The organism is Rhizobium sp. NPDC090275, from assembly GCF_044772225.1.
GTDB lineage: Bacteria > Pseudomonadota > Alphaproteobacteria > Rhizobiales > Rhizobiaceae > Rhizobium.
Window position 1 is genome coordinate 310,924 of the sequence record NZ_JBIVYL010000001.1, and the last position, 15,223, is coordinate 326,146.

Genomic DNA, 15,223 nt, shown 5'->3' on the forward strand with positions numbered 1-15,223 from the left:
GGTTTGTTGTTTGCAATCGGCAATGTGCTATCCCTAGCCGAGGTTAGGGGAACAATCCATGTTGAAACGATTGCGGGTGCTGGCGTTGCTGGCGGCCACGGCTTTGGCCGGCTGCGCCAGTGTGGATGCGACTGATATTCAGAAGTTTGGCGTGGCTACGGCGGCGGTGGCCCAGGCGGCGCGCGATGCCGGTACGCTCAACGACGACATGACGTACACGATCCGGCTCGAGGATCACGCAGGGCGATTTGCGACGGGCGGGGTGCATTACGAATTTCCTCCTCCTCACAGGGATAGATCGCGCATCTCGACCGCTTGGGACGTTCAGGTTGCATACGCCAATGCACTTGTCGCATATGCCGATGCGCTGACCAAGTCGGCAGCCGGTGTCAGCGGTACCGACATCGGCACTGCGGTAGACAATCTGAAGAGCGCGGCCGCAAAGGCTGCTCCAACCGCTTTTGCGCATCCGGTGTCATCGCAGGTCGCGAACGCTTCGGTGATCATTGCAAAGCAGGCGATAAGCTGGGCCGCATGGCAGCAAATCCGCGCGGCAATGCAGCGTGCACAGCCGGCAATCGTGCAAGGCAATGCCCTGCTTGCCACCGACTTCGGGAAAATGGGCCACGCCATCGACGAGCGCTACAAAGACTGGCTCATGATGAAGCAACGCGTACTTGACTCGATCCGGGCGAATGGGAGCGCCAGGGAGCGTTATGATGCGTACCGCGCATTCGCTTCAGAGCAACAAGCCCTGGCCAAATCGCTAGCGCTTTTGACGTCGGTGCAGGGCGGTGACGAGCCTGGTTACGTCGCAGTTCTGAACAAGATGGCGGCTGCCCACAAGGCATTGGCGGAAGGGCAGCAAGATGCATCGACACTTGCCGAATTCCTTGCCGCCGCGCAGCAATTTCAAGCCCTTGCACAGATTTTCGCAGCTAACGGAGACACGTGATGACGACAAATCAGGATGCTTACGATCGGATACGGGCGGGAAAGGTCGCCGCCAATCTCGGCTATTCCCAGGCGCAGACGGTCTCTGACGCCAACAGGTTTCTCGATCTCTACTACGTCTACGACGACGAGCTCGACAAGCTGGTGGCGGACGATCTGATGAAGTCCTCGAGCCAATACAAGGTGCTGACACAAGCCTTGAAGGGCGCGAAGAAGGATCTGGAGGATATCATCGACAACATCCAGAAACTCGTGCAGACGACCGAAGCAGCACTCAAGATCGCGACGATCTTCAGCAAGATCATCGCCATCATCTGACCGCTTGAAAGCTCGTCAAACCCCAAGCTTATCCTTCGCCACCAGCGCCCCATGCTCGCTGACAACCCGCGCCGCAACCTTGGCGGCGAAGCGGGCGGATGCGGGGGCGTCCTTTGTTTCCAGGTAGTGAGCGATGAAGGCGCCGTTGAAGCTGTCGCCGGCGCTTGTCGTGTCGACGACCTGCTCGACGCGCTCTGAGGGCACGAATGTTTCTTCGCCGTCGAAATCGAGCGTTATGCCGTCGGCGCCGTTCTTGACGACGACGTCGCGGACGCCAAGCGCGCGGTAGCGGTGGATGGTCGCCTCGATCGAGACGTCGCCGAAGTGCAGGGCCTCGTCCTCAAAGCTCGGCAGCACCATCGATGCGGCGCGCGCGCCTTCGCTGATGGTCGCGTGCATCTCGTCATAGCCCGACCACAGGCGCGGGCGGATGTTGGGGTCGAAGGCGACGAGCTTGCCGGATGCCTTAGCGCGGCGTGCCTCGGAGAGCAGCGTGTCGGCGTCGTCGCGCGAGAGGATGGCGAGCGTGATGCCGGAGAAATAGACGACGTCGGCGCCTTCGATCGCCTGGCGCAGGAAGTCGGCATCAGCGGCGAGCTGGCGGGCGGCGGAGTTGTCGCGCCAGTAGCTGAAGGAGCGTTCGCCGTCCTTCAGGCTGATCATGTAGAGGCCGGGGGCCTTGCCCTTGATGCGGCGAATGCTCTCCGTTCCGATGCCGGCTTCAGCGAAGAAGGCGACCATCTCGTCGGACATAGCGTCGTCGCCAAGCGCGGTGCAGTAGTCGACCGACCAATCCTGAGGAAGGCAGGCGCGGGCATACCAGGCGGTGTTCAGCGTATCGCCGGCAAAGCCCTTGCGCAGCAGCCCGGCGCCGGCCTGCGACAGCTCCACCATGCATTCACCGATCGATAGAAAACGTCCGCCCACTGCTTGCCTCCCAGATGTTGCGTGTTCGCTGATACGCGCCGCGCGCGGCGCTGACAAGCGCGGATTGGCCGGATATCGCGATGTCCGGCTCGCGGGATGCCGGCGGGCTGGCCGGTGTCTTTGCAACTGGCGCGCAAAAAGACGTGAGCGCGGTTGTCTTTTACTTTCTGCGCTTTAGTCTCGGATGGACAGGAACAACGGTAGGGATCGGCGACAGATGGTGGTTCGGACGGGCGGGAATGCGGACTGGTGGCGGGGTGCTGTTGTCTATCAGGTCTATCCGAGATCGTTTCAGGATACGAATGGTGATGGGCTCGGCGATCTCAAGGGGATCACCAGGCGTCTGCCCTATATCGCCAGCCTCGGCGTCGACGCGATCTGGCTCTCGCCCTTCTTCAAGTCGCCGATGGCCGACATGGGTTACGATGTCTCGGACTATTGCGATGTCGATCCGATCTTCGGGACGATCGCCGATTTCGACGAGATGATGGTGGCTGCGCATGCGCTGGGGCTGAAGGTGATCATCGACCAGGTGATCTCGCATACCGCTGATGTCCACCCATGGTTCGTCGAAAGCCGCTCCAGCCGCACCAACGACAAGGCGGACTGGTATGTCTGGGCGGACCCGAAGCCGGATGGGACGGCGCCGAACAACTGGCTGTCGATCTTCGGCGGGCCGGGCTGGGAATGGGACGGCGTGCGCCGGCAATATTACCAGCACAATTTTCTTACCTCGCAGCCGGATCTCAACTTCCACAATGCTGACGTTAAGGACGCGCTTCTGAAGACGGTGAAGTTCTGGCTCGACCGGGGCGTCGATGGCTTCCGGCTGGATACGGTCAACTACTACTTCTGTGACAAGCTCCTGCGCGACAACCCTCCGCACGAGCCCGATACCAGCGATGGCGGGCTGGATGCGCCTGATACCAACCCCTATGGGATGCAGAACCATCTCTACGACAAGACGCAGCCCGAAAACATCGGCTTCCTGCAGCGTTTCCGCGCGCTGCTCGACCGCTACGAGGGGCGCACGACGGTCGGCGAAGTGGGTGATGGGGCGCGCTCACTGAAGACGGTGGCGGCCTATACCACGGGCGGCGACAAGCTGCACATGTGCTACACTTTCGACCTGCTTGGGCCGGAGTTCACCGCGGCCCATATCCGCAACTGCGTCGATGCCTTCCAGAAATCCGTGGCCGATGGCTGGGTCTGCTGGGCCTTCTCGAACCACGACGTCAACCGCCATCTCAGTCGCTTCGCCAAGACGGTCGAGGAACGGCCTGTCGTCGCCAAGCTGGCGATCTCGGTGCTGGCGGCTCTGCGCGGCTCGATCTGCCTCTACCAGGGCGAGGAGCTTGGCCTGCCGGAAGCCGACCTCGCCTTCGAGGACCTGCGCGACCCCTACGGCATCCGCTTCTGGCCGGCCTTCAAGGGCCGCGACGGATGCCGCACGCCGATGCCCTGGGAAGCGGCCAAGGCGCATGCCGGCTTCACCACGGCCGAGAAATCCTGGCTGCCGGTGCCATATGAGCAGGCGGCGCTTTCGGTTGATGTGCAGGAGGGCGACGCGCACTCGGTGCTCACCCACTACCGCGACACGCTGGCCTTCCGCAAAAAACATCCGGCGCTGATCGATGGGGCGATGACCTTCCTCGACACCAGCCAGGATCTACTGGTGTTTACCCGGAAGAAGGAGGGCGAGACGCTGCTGTTTGTGTTCAACCTGACACGGGAGGCTGCGGCGTTCGGCTTGCCTGCGGGGATGGTGCTTGGCGAGCGGCTGGAGATGCCCGGGGCGGGTGGAACGGTTGACGGCGGCAAGGTGGTGCTCGGGGCGCTGGATGGGTTTTGCGCGCGGGTTGGTTGAGGCTCCAGGAGATTGGATCGTGAGTACGAATACCTACCCACTCAAGCTGCCGGCATCCCTCAGGGAGGCTGCCGCGCGTCTGGCGAAGGCTGACGGCGTGTCTCTCAATCAATGGATCGCTTCGGCTGTCGCGCAAAAGGTCGGCGCCGTTGAAACGGTGCAGGCGTTCCTCGAGAGCCGAGCAGGGGCGGCGAGTGGGGATGGCCTAACCGATATGTTGGAGAAGGTGCGCGACGTCTCTCCGGCTGATGGAGATGAATTGCCTGGCAAGTGACTGCGGAGATGACGTCACTCCCTCGGGGGTGGCGCGGTGGTTCAAAGCCTGCGCGTCTTGCCGGCGCGAAAATCTTTGAGCGCCTTGTCAGCAAGGTCGTTGAGCTTGCCGGCGGCGACGTCGTTTTCGATGCGGCGATCCCACTTTTCGGCCTGAAACGCCTCGAACCATGCCGAGAAGGCTTCGAGGTCCGGCGGGTCCAGTTCGCTTACGAATTTTTCGATCTGCTCAAGCTTGGTCATCGCGAGCTCCTATCGGTGCCGAAGCTAAGCGCTCTGTTGTCGTTTGCCAACCCAGAGCTCACCCGATCAGCCTGAACTGATCGACATCCACCATGCCCCTGTCCGAGATCTTCAGATGCGGGATAACAGGCAGCGGCAGGAAGGCGACCTGGAGGAAGGGTTCTTCTAGGGTCGTGCCGAGGGCGTAGGCGGCTTTTCTGAGGTCGTGCAGCGTGTCGCGGACGGTTTCGTAGGGTTCGAGGCTCATCAGGCCGGCAAGCGGCAGCGGGATTTCGCCGGTGACCTTGCCATCCTCGACGACGACGAAGCCGCCCTTGATTTCGCCGAGCCGGTTGGCGGCCATGGCCATGTCGTCTTCCGAGACGCCGACGACGCAGATGTTGTGGCTGTCATGGCCGACGGTGGAGGCGATGGCGCCCTTTTTCAGGCCGAAGCCCTGGACGAAGCCGTTGGCGTGGTTGCCGTTCTTGCCGTGGCGCTCGATGACGGCGACCTTGATGATGTCGTTGTCGAGATCGACCGCCGTCTGGTTGCCCTTGACGGGCAGGCGGTAGCGGCGGTGTTCGGTGATGATCTTGCCGGGCATGACGCCGATGACAGGTGTTTCGCCATCGGCGACCGGCACGCCGAAGTGGGCGGCATTGACCGTTCGCGCGTTGACGCTGTCGAGGCCGACGGGGGCGATGGGCTTACGGGTTTCGAAGAGCGCCGAGGTGACCTTGCGGCCGGCCGAGAAGACCATCTCGGCCTTGCAGTTTTCCAGGCTGTCGAGGATGGCGAGATCGGCGCGCCAGCCGGGGGCGACGAGGCCGCGGTCTCTGAGACCGAAGGCGCGGGCGGCGGAGATCGAGGCGGCGCGGTAGATGGCGAGCGGCTCGACGCCGTTTTTGATCGCGGTGCGGATCATGTAGTCGAGATGGCCCTGCTCGGCGATATCGAGCGGGTTGCGGTCGTCGGTGCAGAGCGCCAGGTGCGGCGACAGGCGCTCGGTGATGATCGACATCAGCGCGTGCAGGTCCTTGGAGACGGAGCCCTCGCGCACGAGGATGTGCATGCCCTTGCGGATCTTCTCCAGCGCTTCCTCGGCGCTCGTGCATTCATGCTCGGTGCGGATGCCGGCTGAGAGATAGCCGTTGAGGTCGTTGCCCGAGAGAAGCGGGGCGTGGCCGTCGATATGCGCTCCTTGAAATGCCGCGAGCTTGGCCATGCAGACGGGATCCTTGTGGATCACGCCGGGGAAATTCATGAATTCGGCAAGCCCGATGACCTTCTCGTGGTCGCGGAAGGGCAGGAGCTTTTCGATCGGCAGGTCGGCGCCGGATGTTTCCAGATGCGTGGCGGGGACGCAGGAGGAGAGCTGGACGCGGATGTCCATGATGGTTTGTTCGGCAGACTCCAGGAAGTAGCGGATGCCTTCTTCGCCGAGCACGTTGGCGATCTCGTGCGGGTCGCAGATCACGGTGGTGACGCCGTAGGGGAGCACGCAGCGGTCGAACTCGTACGGGGTGACGAGCGAGCTTTCGATGTGGAGATGCGTGTCGATGAAGCCGGGGACGACGATCTTGCCGGATATGTCGATCTCGGTCTTGCCCGTGTAATCGCCGCAGGTGCCGACGATGGTGTCGCCCGAGATGGCGATGTCGGACTGCACCAGTTCGCCCGTCACCAGATCGAAGAACCGCCCGCCCTTGAGCACGATATCGGCCGGTTCGCGGCCAGTTCCCTGGTCGATGAGGCGTTCTAGTCTTTCGGTCATGGGGCTCTCTGGTTCGGTGTCGTTGGGTAGCCACTCTAGAGAGGCGGGCGCTCGATGGGAAGGCGCGGATCGGTCTCGTCCTCGTCCATGCCGTCGCAGGGGCTCGTCCCGTTCCGGGGTCGGTCAGGGTTGCGTCTATTCGGTCTTGCCGAGGGCGCCGATCAGCGTGTGGATCTGCTCATTCAAGGCTTCGATCTCGGTCAAGGTCATGCCGGAACGGCTGAGCAGCGTGTCGCCCAGGCATTTGCTGCGGGCCAGCATGTCGCGGCCCGCTGGTGTCAGGAAGACGTTCACCTGGCGTTCGTCCTGGGTCGAGCGGCGACGTTCGAGGAGGCCGGCCTGCTCCAGGCGCTTGACCGGCGGGGTGATGGTGCTCGATTCCAGCGACAGCCGGTCGGCGATAGCGCCGATCGTGGCGCCATCCTGCTCGCCCAGCACGTTCAGCACCAGATATTGCGGATAGGTGATCCCCATCTCGTCCAGCATCGGCTTGTAGGTGCGGTTGATCGCGAGGCTTGCCGCATAGAGCGAGAAGCACAGCTGGTCGTCCAGCGGCGGAGTGGTGGTGCCGGGCGCGGGTCTATGGGAGGCGTGTATCTGGTCGGTCATGCCGAGGCTCCATCTGTCTGTGCGATTACCACTATCACAAAAATGATATCGCGATAATCTTTTTCGTAGACAGGAAAATCTGAGGTGCTATGAATATGTTTATCGCGATATTGATTATCGCGAAAACAAATGGAGATGAACATGACTGACGACATCCAAAATGCCTCAAGACGGCATGTTATGGTCGCAGGGCTCGGCCTCGTCGCGACGGCCGCTGCCGCCTCCTTCACCAATTCGGCTGAAGCCGCGAGCCACAAGCATTCCGCAGCCGCCAACCAGAAGACCGCTCACTCGACGGGTAAGGACAGAAACGCCATGACCAGCAGCTACATCACCACCAAGGATGGCACGCAGATCTTCTACAAGGATTGGGGCACCGGTCAGCCGATCGTGTTCCATCACGGCTGGCCGCTCAGCGCCGACGACTGGGATGCGCAGATGCTCTACTTCCTCGGCAAGGGTTACCGGGTGATCGCCCATGACCGTCGCGGCCATGGCCGCTCCAGCCAGCCGGGCCACGGCAACGACATGGACACTTACGCGGCCGATGTCGCCGAGCTTGCCGAACATCTGGATCTCAAGAATGCCATCCATGTGGGCCATTCGACCGGTGGCGGCGAAGTCACGCGTTATGTCGGCAATTATGAAAGTCGGGGCCGGATTGCCAAGGCGGTGCTGATCGGCGCGATCCCGCCTGTCATGCTGAAGTCCGACAAGAACCCCGGCGGCCTGCCGCTTGAAGTGTTCGATGGCTTCCGTACGTCAATTGCCGCCAACCGCGCGCAATTCTATCGCGACATTCCCGAAGGCCCGTTCTACGGCTTCAACCGGCCGGGCGCCAAGGTCTCGCAGGGCGTGATCGACAATTGGTGGCGGCAGGGGATGATGGGCAGCGCCAAGGACCAGTATGATTGCGTCGAGGTGTTTTCCGAGACCGACTTCACCGACGATCTCAAGAAGATCAAGGTTCCGGTTCTCGTCATGCATGGCACTGATGACCAGATCGTGCCGATCGCCGACTCGGCCCTGCTTGCCGCCAAGCTTTTGACGAACGGCACGCTGAAGACCTATGACGGCCTGCCGCACGGCATGGCGACCACGCATGCCGACATCATCAACGCCGATCTCCTGAAATTCTTCCAGGCCTGATCGAGGCCGGCTGCGGCCAAGGCCATGTCGAAAAATCCGCAAACGAAAACCGGGCGCCCGTGAGGGCGCCCGGTCTGTATTTGATCGCAGTGGCGAGCCGAATTACTCGGCGGAGACGATCTTGCCGTCTTCCCACTTGTAGAGGGAGAAGCTCTGCGAGGTCAGGTCGCCGGTTTCGCCGTAGGTGAGCTTGCCGATGGCGGTTGCGATCGGCTCGCCGGCCTTCAGCGCCGTTGCGACGGCTTCGGAATCTTCAGCACTTTTCGCCTTTTCGATGCCGGCCTTGATGACTTCGACGGCGGCGTAGGCGTTCAGCGTGAAGGCTTCGGCCGGGATGCCCTTGGCCTTCAGCGCGTCGGCGGCGGCCTTGGAGTCGGGGCTCTTGGTGGCGTCGACCGCGTTGGTGAAGATGGTACCGGCGGCAGCATCCGTGCCGATGTTCCAGAACTCGGTGTTCGACAGGCCGTCGCCGCCGATGATCACGGCGTTGACCTGCAGGTCATGCAGCTGGCGGGCGAGCAGGCCGCCTTCCGGGTGGTAGCCGCCGAAATAGACGACGTCGACCTTCTCGGCCTTGAGACGCGTGGTCAGCGCGCTGAAATCCTTGTCGCCGGGCGAGAGCGCGTCGTCGAGGACTTCCTTGATGCCGCCGGCGTTGATCGTCGCCTTGAAGTTGTCGGCGAGACCCTTACCGTAAGCGCCCTTGTCGTTGATGATGGCGATGCGCTTGTCCTTGAAGTTCTTCAGGACGTAATTGGCGGCGACTTCGGCCTGCTGGTCGTCGCGGCCGCAGGTGCGCAGAACGTTGGCGAGGCCACGCTTCGTCAGGTCAGGAGCCGTTGCGGTCGGGGTGACCATCAGCACGCCGTTTTCAGCGAAGACGTCGGATGCCGGGATGGCGACACCCGAGGTGACCGGGCCGACGACGAAGCGGATGCCGTCGCCGACGAGCTGGTTGGCGGCCGAAACGCCCTGCTTGGGTTCGCCGGCGTCGTCGGCGGTCTTCAGCACGACCTTCTCGCCGAGGATGCCGCCGGCCTTGTTGATTTCGTCAACGGCGGTCTGGGCGCCGTTCTTCACCTGGTCGCCGTAAGCGGCAACCGGGCCGGTCAGCGGTGCGATCAGGCCGATGGTGATGTCGGCATGCGCCAGCGGCGCGAAAGAGATGGAGGCAACCAGCGCCGCCGTCAGGGTCTTCAGGGTCATTTTGTCTCTCCTTGGATGGGTCTTCGACCCGCGACTGTCCTGCCGCTGCGATCAATCCAGGCCGTACAAACATCCATTTCCGGATGTGCCAAAGACGACGGACTGCGCGCGGCAAACGCGCCAATCGGCCATGTTTGGCTCGAAGGACGCATGGCAAGTTTATTAGGAATTTCGCGTCGATTTAGCAAGAAGATAGAATGGCGGTGGCGAATTGTGACGGATTCGATATGCCCGACGCCGAAAATCACGACTTTTTGGGTGAAAAGCCGTGATTTTTCCGCAAGGCCGTTCGGCGTCATCGATCGGCCAGCGCACTCCCGAGAAAGGTCACTATTCTGTCACCCACGTCGCGATGGATTGCTTGTCGATCGGCGCCAGTCGCATCCCGGCAGACAATGCTTTCTCCGGGTGCTTCCTCCTCGATGAGCGCTGCCGCTCCCGGCTTGCAAAGCTGCATAAAACTGAAGTGCAAGGCGCCCGGCACCAGGGCGAATTGCGTCGTGGTAGGCGGCAGGTGCTCCGCGAGGTAGACGGAGTCCTTGTTGGTCGCGGCGATGCTGGCTTTCCCCGCAGTCTCGGGATCGACGTTCTCGCCCGCGCCGAGGACAAGGACCGGAACCTTTACCGCAGCAAGGCTGCTCGATGTCAGACCGCGTCCGGGGCCGAGGTCCAGCGTGACGATCGCCCTGATCCTGGCATCGCCAAGATCCGCGCCAAGGGCTGCGATGGAGGCTGCATCGCGGCCGATGCCCAATGCGGTGAACGTTCTGCAGTAGACGGGGCCAAACTGTTGAGGGCATTCTTTCATGACCGCCTCCGCGTCAAGCCGGCCGCCGCCGAGCTCCATGACGGTCCATCCACCGAGGGAGTGGCCGATGGCGCCGATGCGGTCTGGCGATATCGAACCTGCAAGGGCAGGGTCTGCAAGAAGCGTATCGATCACCCGGCTGATGTCGCGCGGGCGCTGCCAGAGCGCCACGATGTCGGACGATTGCATGTCGAAGGTGGTCGTGCCCGGATGATCGGGGGCCGCAACGACATAGCCTCTGCCGGCGAGCTCTCCGGCAAGCCAGGCGAGGTTGCGCCAGCTGCCACCATAGCCATGCGATAGCACAATGAGCGGGTGCGGGGCAGGCGTGGGTTGGGCATCACGGATGACGGGGAAGCCGACGAAGGCCGGTGTCTCTCCAAGGCTTATCGGCTTGGCCGTGGATGCCGTGGGATACCAGAGGCTGACGGAGAGGGGCGGCCTGTCGTCTGTCGCCGCGATGGCAGCTTGGCGGAAGCCTGATGCCGCGAAGGCCGGGCAGGTGGATAAGCAGGCGAGCAGGGTCAGCGCGATCAGTCGTGTGAACATTCGATGGTCTCCGGTTGGAAGGGATGCCCTTCGTTCTCAGAGAATTCGGCACGCGGAGACCGATAACGCGATTCAGGTCCTGATTTTCTTGTTCACGCCGGTCTGTGGTGAGGTTTTTGCGCGCCGCATTCGCGCACAAAAAAAGGATCGGCAAACCAGAGGTCGCCGATCCATCAATATCAAATGGTGCTAAAAATAGTCAGTCGCTCCATTGCTGGAACGGCCGGAAACGATGTGATGTGGGAAATCAGGCCGCGGACTTGGCGCGGACGGGTTCGGCGTAGATCTGCGTCAGGGTCTCGAGAATGCGAATGACCTGATCGGATGTGCTGGAATAGTAGATCGTCTGTGCGTCGCGGCGGGTCTTGACCAGCTTCTGGGCGCGCAGCTTGGAGAGGTGCTGCGACAGCGCCGACTGGCTGAGGCCGACTTCGGTGGCCAGCGCGCCAACGGGAATCTCACCCTTGACGAGATTACAGAGGATCAGAAGTCGCTTGGGATTTGCCATTGCGGACAACAGTGCGGCGGCAACATTCGCGTGAGCGGTCAAATCAATTGTGTCCATAATCATCTTCCCATGGAAACGGAATTCAAAAGAACGTCTGCCTGAAATTGCCGACGGTGAAAACTAGCAAGACGGGTTCAAGATTGTATATAGCTAAATTTCAGGTATTGAGTATTTCATGTTAGATATATGTGAATAAAGTTCAACGCGGCTGCTGATAGGTGTGTCAAACTCGTGTCGCACCAGCAAATCGCCCGAAATCACATCAAAACCGGCGCAATCGACTCCACAAATAGCCCATTTGGTGCCCGTACGGGCTTTATGCGCGATCGCTGTTTTCCTTGCCAAATCCGGCTCCAGGGCTAGCAAATCTTGCACTACCTCGGCAGCGCTTTCCGCAAGCTCTTCGTTGGCTGCGGAGCGGATGATCAGCTCTTCGCCGCCCAAAATGTAGGCGCGGCCGAAGCCGCCGTTGAGGCTGGCGCTCTCGGGAATCAGCCGGAAAAACCTGAAATCAGGGAAATCGACGTAGAGTTTTGCCTTGGAATGGCGAGCCAGAAAACGTTCACGAATGCGTGTGTGGGCCGTGCTGTCGCGCTCGACGGCTGCCGCGCGGCACTGAGTCGTCAGCCGTGCATGGGCCAACGGGTCGCCTTTGCCGGGCTCGCCGGTCAATAGCGAGGCGCGCGGATCGGCGTCTAGCGCACGGGTGTGCGCCGAAAGGCCGGAGACGAGAATGACGGGAACGCCATCGAAATCGGTGCCGAGAAGCACCCGGCTGGCGAAGGGGAAGCCGGTCTTGGGGTCGAGGACCGCAATGGCGGCGTAGCGGGCGGAACGGAGAAGAGTGCGCGCCAGCTTGCGCGCCTCTTCGTCCGTTTCCCTGATGACAGAAGCTTGATCTTTCATGTCCACTTTTTGGCGGAAGCGGACAGTGGGATCAAGCCTGTTCTTTCTTCCTGTGCTGCGTCAGGCCGGCGACGACGTCCTGGGCGGAAATCGTGCCGATGATGGCGCCGTTTTCGACGACGCCGATGCTGCCCGGCTGGCGGGACAGCGCGTCGAGAATGTCGATCAGCGGGGTCTCGGCCTTGGCAGTGCCGCTGACGCTGGCGCCTGCCGCGGCATCGCCGAGGCCCGAGTGCATGACGTCGCGGGCAGTCAGCATGCTGATCGGGTTCATGTGCTGGACGAAATCGGCGACATACTGGTCTGCCGGGTTCTTGACGATGTCCTGCGGCGTGCCGCACTGGATGATGCGCCCGCCTTCCATGATGGCGATGCGGTTGCCGATGCGGAAGGCCTCGTCGAGGTCGTGGCTCACGAAGAGGATGGTCTTCTTCAGGCGGCGCTGGAACTCGAGCAACTCATCCTGCAGGCGGGTGCGGATGAGGGGGTCGAGTGCGGAGAACGGCTCGTCCATCAGAAGGATCGGCGCGCCGGTCGCAAAAGCGCGGGCAAGGCCGACGCGCTGCTGCATGCCGCCGGAGAGCTCGTTGACCTTGCGATCGGCCCATTTGGTCAGGTTGACCAGCTCGAGCTGTTCGGCAACGCGCTTCTTGCGCTCGCCTTCGGCCATGCCGGCGAGTTCGAGGCCGAAGCCGACATTGTCGGCGACCGTGCGCCACGGGAGCAGCGCGAACTGCTGGAACACCATGGAGACGGTGTGCATGCGCAGATCGCGCAGGCCCTTGGCCGAGGTCTTGTAGGGATTGACCGGGCCTGATGCGCTGTTGACGGTGACCTCGCCGCGCACGACGGGGGCAAGCCCGTTGACGGCGCGCAGAAGGGTCGACTTGCCGGAGCCGGAAAGACCCATGAGCACGAGGATCTCGCCCTCCTGGATTTCCAGCGAGGCGTCGGCGACACCGAGCACGAGGCCGGTTTCGGCGCCGATCTCGTCGCGGGTCTTGCCCTTGTCGGCAAGGGTGAGGGCGGCCTCCGGCTTGTCGCCGAAGACGATGCTGACATTGTCGAAGCGAACCGCGGTCATGCGCCGTCTCCTTCACCCGCCACGCGGAACATTCGGTCGAGGATGATCGCCAGGATGACGATGCAGAGACCTGCCTCGAAGCCCTTGGCGACGTTGACGGTATTGAGCGCGCGCACGACGGGAACGCCGAGGCCGTCGGCGCCGACGAGTGCCGCGATGACGACCATCGACAGCGAGAGCATGATCGTCTGCGTCAGGCCGGCCATGATCTGCGGCGTGGCATAGGGAAGCTCGACCTTGCGCAGCACCTGCATCGGGGTTGCGCCGAAGGATTCGGCGGCTTCGACCAGTGAGGGGGGCGTCGAGATGATGCCGAGGCGCGTGAGGCGGATGGGGGCGGGGATGGCGAAGATCACTGTGGCGATCAGGCCGGGCACCATGCCGAGGCCGAAAAGGATAAGCGCTGGAATCAGATAGACGAATGTCGGAATGGTCTGCATCAAGTCGAGGATCGGCCGCAGCAGCGAATTTACCCAGGGGCGGCGGGCAGCCGCGATGCCAAGCGGAATGCCGACGATCATGCTGACGAAGGTCGAGGCGAGCACCAGCGCCAGCGTCGCGGTCGTTTCCTTCCAGTAGCCCTGGTTCATGATGAACAGCAGCCCAAGACAGGTGAAGACGGCGACGACGACCGAGCGCCTCAGCCAGTAGGCGATGGCGGTGATGGCCAGCACGACGATCAGCGGGTGCGGCTTCTGCAGGACGAACAGGATCCCGTCGATGACGTGGGACAGCACGAAGGCAAGCTGGTTGAAGAACCAGTGGGCATTGGAGGTGAGCCAATCCACGAAGGCTTTCGCCCAGGGACCAATGGGAATTTTAAAGTCGGTGATCCAGTTCAAGGGCGTGCCTATCCAGAAAGAACAACAACAGGGGCGAGGATAGCGAAAACGGGGTGGTCAGAGCCACCCCGTCTTTCGATATCAGAGGCCGAGGCTTTTCTTGACGGCGGCAACGCCGTCGCCGCTGCCGTCAAGCGTCTTGACGCCTGCGAGCCACGGCTCGATTGCCGTCGGATTGGCCTTCAGCCATTCCGTCGCGGCCTTTTCCGGCTCGTCGCCGTCGTTCAGGATCTTGCCCATGATCTGGTTCTCCATCGGGAGAGAGAAGACCATGTTCTTGAGCATGGTGCCGACGTTCGGGCATTCCGTCAGGTAGTTGGCGCGAACGTTGGTGAACACCTTGGCGCCACCGAAGTCAGGACCGAAAACGTCGTCGCCACCCGTGAGATAGGTGAGCTTAAAGTTTTCGTTCATCGGATGCGGTGCCCAGCCGAGGAAGACGACCGGCTTGCCGGCCTTCTCGGCGCGGGCGACCTGCGCCAGCATGCCCTGCTCGGAGGATTCGACAACCTCCATGCCCTTCATGCCGAAGGTATCCTTCTCGATCATGCCCATGACCAGACGGTTGCCGTCGTTGCCCGGCTCGATGCCGTAGATCTTGCCTTCGAGATCTTCCTTGTGGGCGGCGATGTCCTTGAAGTCCTTGATGCCGAGCTCGGCGCCCTTGGCGTTGGTCGCCAATGTGTATTTCGCGCCGGTCAGGTTCGGGCCGAAGGATTCGACCGACTTGTCGTCGATGAAGGGACGAACGTCCTTTTCCTGCGTCGGCATCCAGTTGCCGAGGAAGATGTCGATGTCCTTGTTCTTCAGCGACTGGTAGGTGACCGGTACGGAAAGAACCTTCACGTCGGGGGTGTATCCGAGACCCTTGAGGATCACGGATGCGGTTGCTGTTGTCGCGGTGATATCGGTCCAGCCCACATCCGACAGATGGACGGTGGAGCAGCTGGCGGGATCAGCGGAATATGCGGCGGTTGCGACAGAGAGTGCGGCAACGGCTGTGGCAGTGATCAGTTTGAATGCGCTTGTCGTTTTCATTTATAGACTCCCAGTCTTACGTTCCCAAGCCAATCACCAATAGCCGAGTTTTACAAGCGACCTCAGTGCGTTTGCGCCGCATTGCGGTATCCGATTGCGACGTGTCGTATTTAATGGATCGCTTTAATTTTGTCAGTTTTGAAGGGGTTTTCAGGCAATTTTCTGTGATTAACGACGGCCGGGGGT

General features: G+C 61.8%; 17 protein-coding genes. 5 read left to right on the plus strand and 12 right to left on the minus strand.

What is annotated here, in order from left to right; genetic code table 11:
• The first annotated feature begins 58 nt into the window (after positions 1-58).
• Both ACIQUB_RS01480 and ACIQUB_RS01485 read left to right on the plus strand, forming a co-directional pair.
• Positions 59-955 (plus strand): hypothetical protein, encoded by an 897-nt coding sequence (locus ACIQUB_RS01480; protein WP_113237263.1) that lies wholly within the window; start codon positions 59-61, stop codon positions 953-955.
• Positions 955-1,272: a hypothetical protein gene (locus tag ACIQUB_RS01485; RefSeq protein WP_113237264.1), complete on the plus strand. Its 318-nt coding sequence runs from the start codon at positions 955-957 to the stop codon at positions 1,270-1,272. Before ACIQUB_RS01480 ends, ACIQUB_RS01485 begins: the two co-directional genes overlap by 1 nt.
• Before the next feature lie 15 nt (positions 1,273-1,287).
• On the opposite strand, the gene ACIQUB_RS01490 is transcribed toward ACIQUB_RS01485, so the two are convergent.
• On the minus strand, positions 1,288-2,199 hold the full coding sequence (locus ACIQUB_RS01490; RefSeq protein ID WP_113237265.1) for a sugar kinase: 912 nt from the start codon (positions 2,197-2,199) through the stop codon (positions 1,288-1,290).
• Positions 2,200-2,416: 217 nt separating this feature from the next.
• Here ACIQUB_RS01490 and ACIQUB_RS01495 point away from each other — a divergent pair, with 217 nt between their 5' ends.
• Together ACIQUB_RS01495 and ACIQUB_RS01500 are read left to right on the plus strand one after the other, a co-directional pair.
• Complete coding sequence (locus ACIQUB_RS01495; protein ID WP_113237266.1) at positions 2,417-4,066, plus strand: alpha-glucosidase; 1,650 nt, start codon at positions 2,417-2,419, stop codon at positions 4,064-4,066.
• Between the two features lie 19 nt (positions 4,067-4,085).
• Positions 4,086-4,340 carry a toxin-antitoxin system HicB family antitoxin gene (locus tag ACIQUB_RS01500; protein ID WP_113237267.1) on the plus strand — a complete coding sequence of 85 codons (255 nt, stop codon included), beginning with the start codon at positions 4,086-4,088 and terminating at the stop codon, positions 4,338-4,340.
• Positions 4,341-4,381: 41 nt separating this feature from the next.
• On the opposite strand, the gene ACIQUB_RS01505 is transcribed toward ACIQUB_RS01500, so the two are convergent.
• The 3 genes from ACIQUB_RS01505 to ACIQUB_RS01515 all read right to left on the minus strand — a co-directional run bounded on the left by ACIQUB_RS01505 (position 4,382) and on the right by ACIQUB_RS01515 (position 6,947).
• On the minus strand, positions 4,382-4,582 hold the full coding sequence (locus ACIQUB_RS01505; RefSeq protein WP_113237268.1) for a hypothetical protein: 201 nt from the start codon (positions 4,580-4,582) through the stop codon (positions 4,382-4,384).
• Positions 4,583-4,640: 58 nt separating this feature from the next.
• Positions 4,641-6,338 carry an adenine deaminase gene (gene ade / locus ACIQUB_RS01510; protein ID WP_113237269.1) on the minus strand — a complete coding sequence of 566 codons (1,698 nt, stop codon included), beginning with the start codon at positions 6,336-6,338 and terminating at the stop codon, positions 4,641-4,643.
• Between the two features lie 135 nt (positions 6,339-6,473).
• Complete coding sequence (locus ACIQUB_RS01515; RefSeq protein ID WP_113237270.1) at positions 6,474-6,947, minus strand: MarR family transcriptional regulator; 474 nt, start codon at positions 6,945-6,947, stop codon at positions 6,474-6,476.
• 315 nt (positions 6,948-7,262) lie between these two features.
• On the opposite strand from ACIQUB_RS01515, the gene ACIQUB_RS01520 reads away from it, so the two are divergent.
• On the plus strand, positions 7,263-8,096 hold the full coding sequence (locus ACIQUB_RS01520) for an alpha/beta fold hydrolase (protein WP_113237338.1): 834 nt from the start codon (positions 7,263-7,265) through the stop codon (positions 8,094-8,096).
• Positions 8,097-8,198: 102 nt separating this feature from the next.
• On the opposite strand, the gene ACIQUB_RS01525 is transcribed toward ACIQUB_RS01520, so the two are convergent.
• The 8 genes from ACIQUB_RS01525 to ACIQUB_RS01560 form a co-directional block, all read right to left on the minus strand.
• On the minus strand, positions 8,199-9,302 hold the full coding sequence (locus ACIQUB_RS01525) for a branched-chain amino acid ABC transporter substrate-binding protein (RefSeq protein WP_018897309.1): 1,104 nt from the start codon (positions 9,300-9,302) through the stop codon (positions 8,199-8,201).
• On the minus strand, positions 9,299-9,601 hold the full coding sequence (locus tag ACIQUB_RS01530) for a hypothetical protein (RefSeq protein ID WP_162737464.1): 303 nt from the start codon (positions 9,599-9,601) through the stop codon (positions 9,299-9,301). The genes ACIQUB_RS01525 and ACIQUB_RS01530 overlap by 4 nt, the downstream gene beginning before the upstream one ends.
• Positions 9,598-10,659, minus strand: a complete 1,062-nt coding sequence (locus tag ACIQUB_RS01535; RefSeq protein ID WP_402928422.1) for an alpha/beta hydrolase family protein — start codon at positions 10,657-10,659, stop codon at positions 9,598-9,600. The genes ACIQUB_RS01530 and ACIQUB_RS01535 overlap by 4 nt, the downstream gene beginning before the upstream one ends.
• A gap of 247 nt (positions 10,660-10,906) precedes the next feature.
• Positions 10,907-11,224, minus strand: a complete 318-nt coding sequence (locus ACIQUB_RS01540; RefSeq protein ID WP_018897310.1) for a metalloregulator ArsR/SmtB family transcription factor — start codon at positions 11,222-11,224, stop codon at positions 10,907-10,909.
• A gap of 93 nt (positions 11,225-11,317) precedes the next feature.
• The gene (locus ACIQUB_RS01545; RefSeq protein WP_113237272.1) at positions 11,318-12,073 is read right to left on the minus strand and encodes a HugZ family protein; all 756 of its coding nucleotides are present in this window, start codon (positions 12,071-12,073) and stop codon (positions 11,318-11,320) included.
• 31 nt (positions 12,074-12,104) lie between these two features.
• On the minus strand, positions 12,105-13,157 hold the full coding sequence (gene choV, locus ACIQUB_RS01550; protein ID WP_113237273.1) for a choline ABC transporter ATP-binding protein: 1,053 nt from the start codon (positions 13,155-13,157) through the stop codon (positions 12,105-12,107).
• Complete coding sequence (gene choW, locus ACIQUB_RS01555) at positions 13,154-13,999, minus strand: choline ABC transporter permease subunit (RefSeq protein WP_402928427.1); 846 nt, start codon at positions 13,997-13,999, stop codon at positions 13,154-13,156. The genes choV and choW overlap by 4 nt, the downstream gene beginning before the upstream one ends.
• 81 nt (positions 14,000-14,080) lie before the next feature.
• Entirely contained in the window at positions 14,081-15,037 is a 957-nt protein-coding gene (locus ACIQUB_RS01560; protein WP_047506214.1) for a choline ABC transporter substrate-binding protein, read from the minus strand.
• Positions 15,038-15,223: the final 186 nt, after the last annotated feature.

What these genes read in the sequence shown, in the direction of transcription:
- ACIQUB_RS01480 (WP_113237263.1), top strand. Translation starts at nt 59, where the DNA reads ATGTTGAAACGATTGCGGGTGCTGGCGTTGCTGGCGGCCACGGCTTTG.
- ACIQUB_RS01485 (WP_113237264.1), top strand. Translation starts at nt 955, where the DNA reads ATGACGACAAATCAGGATGCTTACGATCGGATACGGGCGGGAAAGGTC.
- ACIQUB_RS01495 (WP_113237266.1), top strand. Translation starts at nt 2,417, where the DNA reads ATGGTGGTTCGGACGGGCGGGAATGCGGACTGGTGGCGGGGTGCTGTT.
- ACIQUB_RS01505 (WP_113237268.1), bottom strand. Translation starts at nt 4,582, where the DNA reads ATGACCAAGCTTGAGCAGATCGAAAAATTCGTAAGCGAACTGGACCCG.
- ade (WP_113237269.1), bottom strand. Translation starts at nt 6,338, where the DNA reads ATGACCGAAAGACTAGAACGCCTCATCGACCAGGGAACTGGCCGCGAA.
- ACIQUB_RS01515 (WP_113237270.1), bottom strand. Translation starts at nt 6,947, where the DNA reads ATGACCGACCAGATACACGCCTCCCATAGACCCGCGCCCGGCACCACC.
- ACIQUB_RS01520 (WP_113237338.1), top strand. Translation starts at nt 7,263, where the DNA reads ATGACCAGCAGCTACATCACCACCAAGGATGGCACGCAGATCTTCTAC.
- ACIQUB_RS01525 (WP_018897309.1), bottom strand. Translation starts at nt 9,302, where the DNA reads ATGACCCTGAAGACCCTGACGGCGGCGCTGGTTGCCTCCATCTCTTTC.
- ACIQUB_RS01530 (WP_162737464.1), bottom strand. Translation starts at nt 9,601, where the DNA reads ATGACGCCGAACGGCCTTGCGGAAAAATCACGGCTTTTCACCCAAAAA.
- ACIQUB_RS01535 (WP_402928422.1), bottom strand. Translation starts at nt 10,659, where the DNA reads ATGTTCACACGACTGATCGCGCTGACCCTGCTCGCCTGCTTATCCACC.
- ACIQUB_RS01540 (WP_018897310.1), bottom strand. Translation starts at nt 11,224, where the DNA reads ATGGACACAATTGATTTGACCGCTCACGCGAATGTTGCCGCCGCACTG.
- ACIQUB_RS01545 (WP_113237272.1), bottom strand. Translation starts at nt 12,073, where the DNA reads ATGAAAGATCAAGCTTCTGTCATCAGGGAAACGGACGAAGAGGCGCGC.
- choV (WP_113237273.1), bottom strand. Translation starts at nt 13,157, where the DNA reads ATGACCGCGGTTCGCTTCGACAATGTCAGCATCGTCTTCGGCGACAAG.
- ACIQUB_RS01560 (WP_047506214.1), bottom strand. Translation starts at nt 15,037, where the DNA reads ATGAAAACGACAAGCGCATTCAAACTGATCACTGCCACAGCCGTTGCC.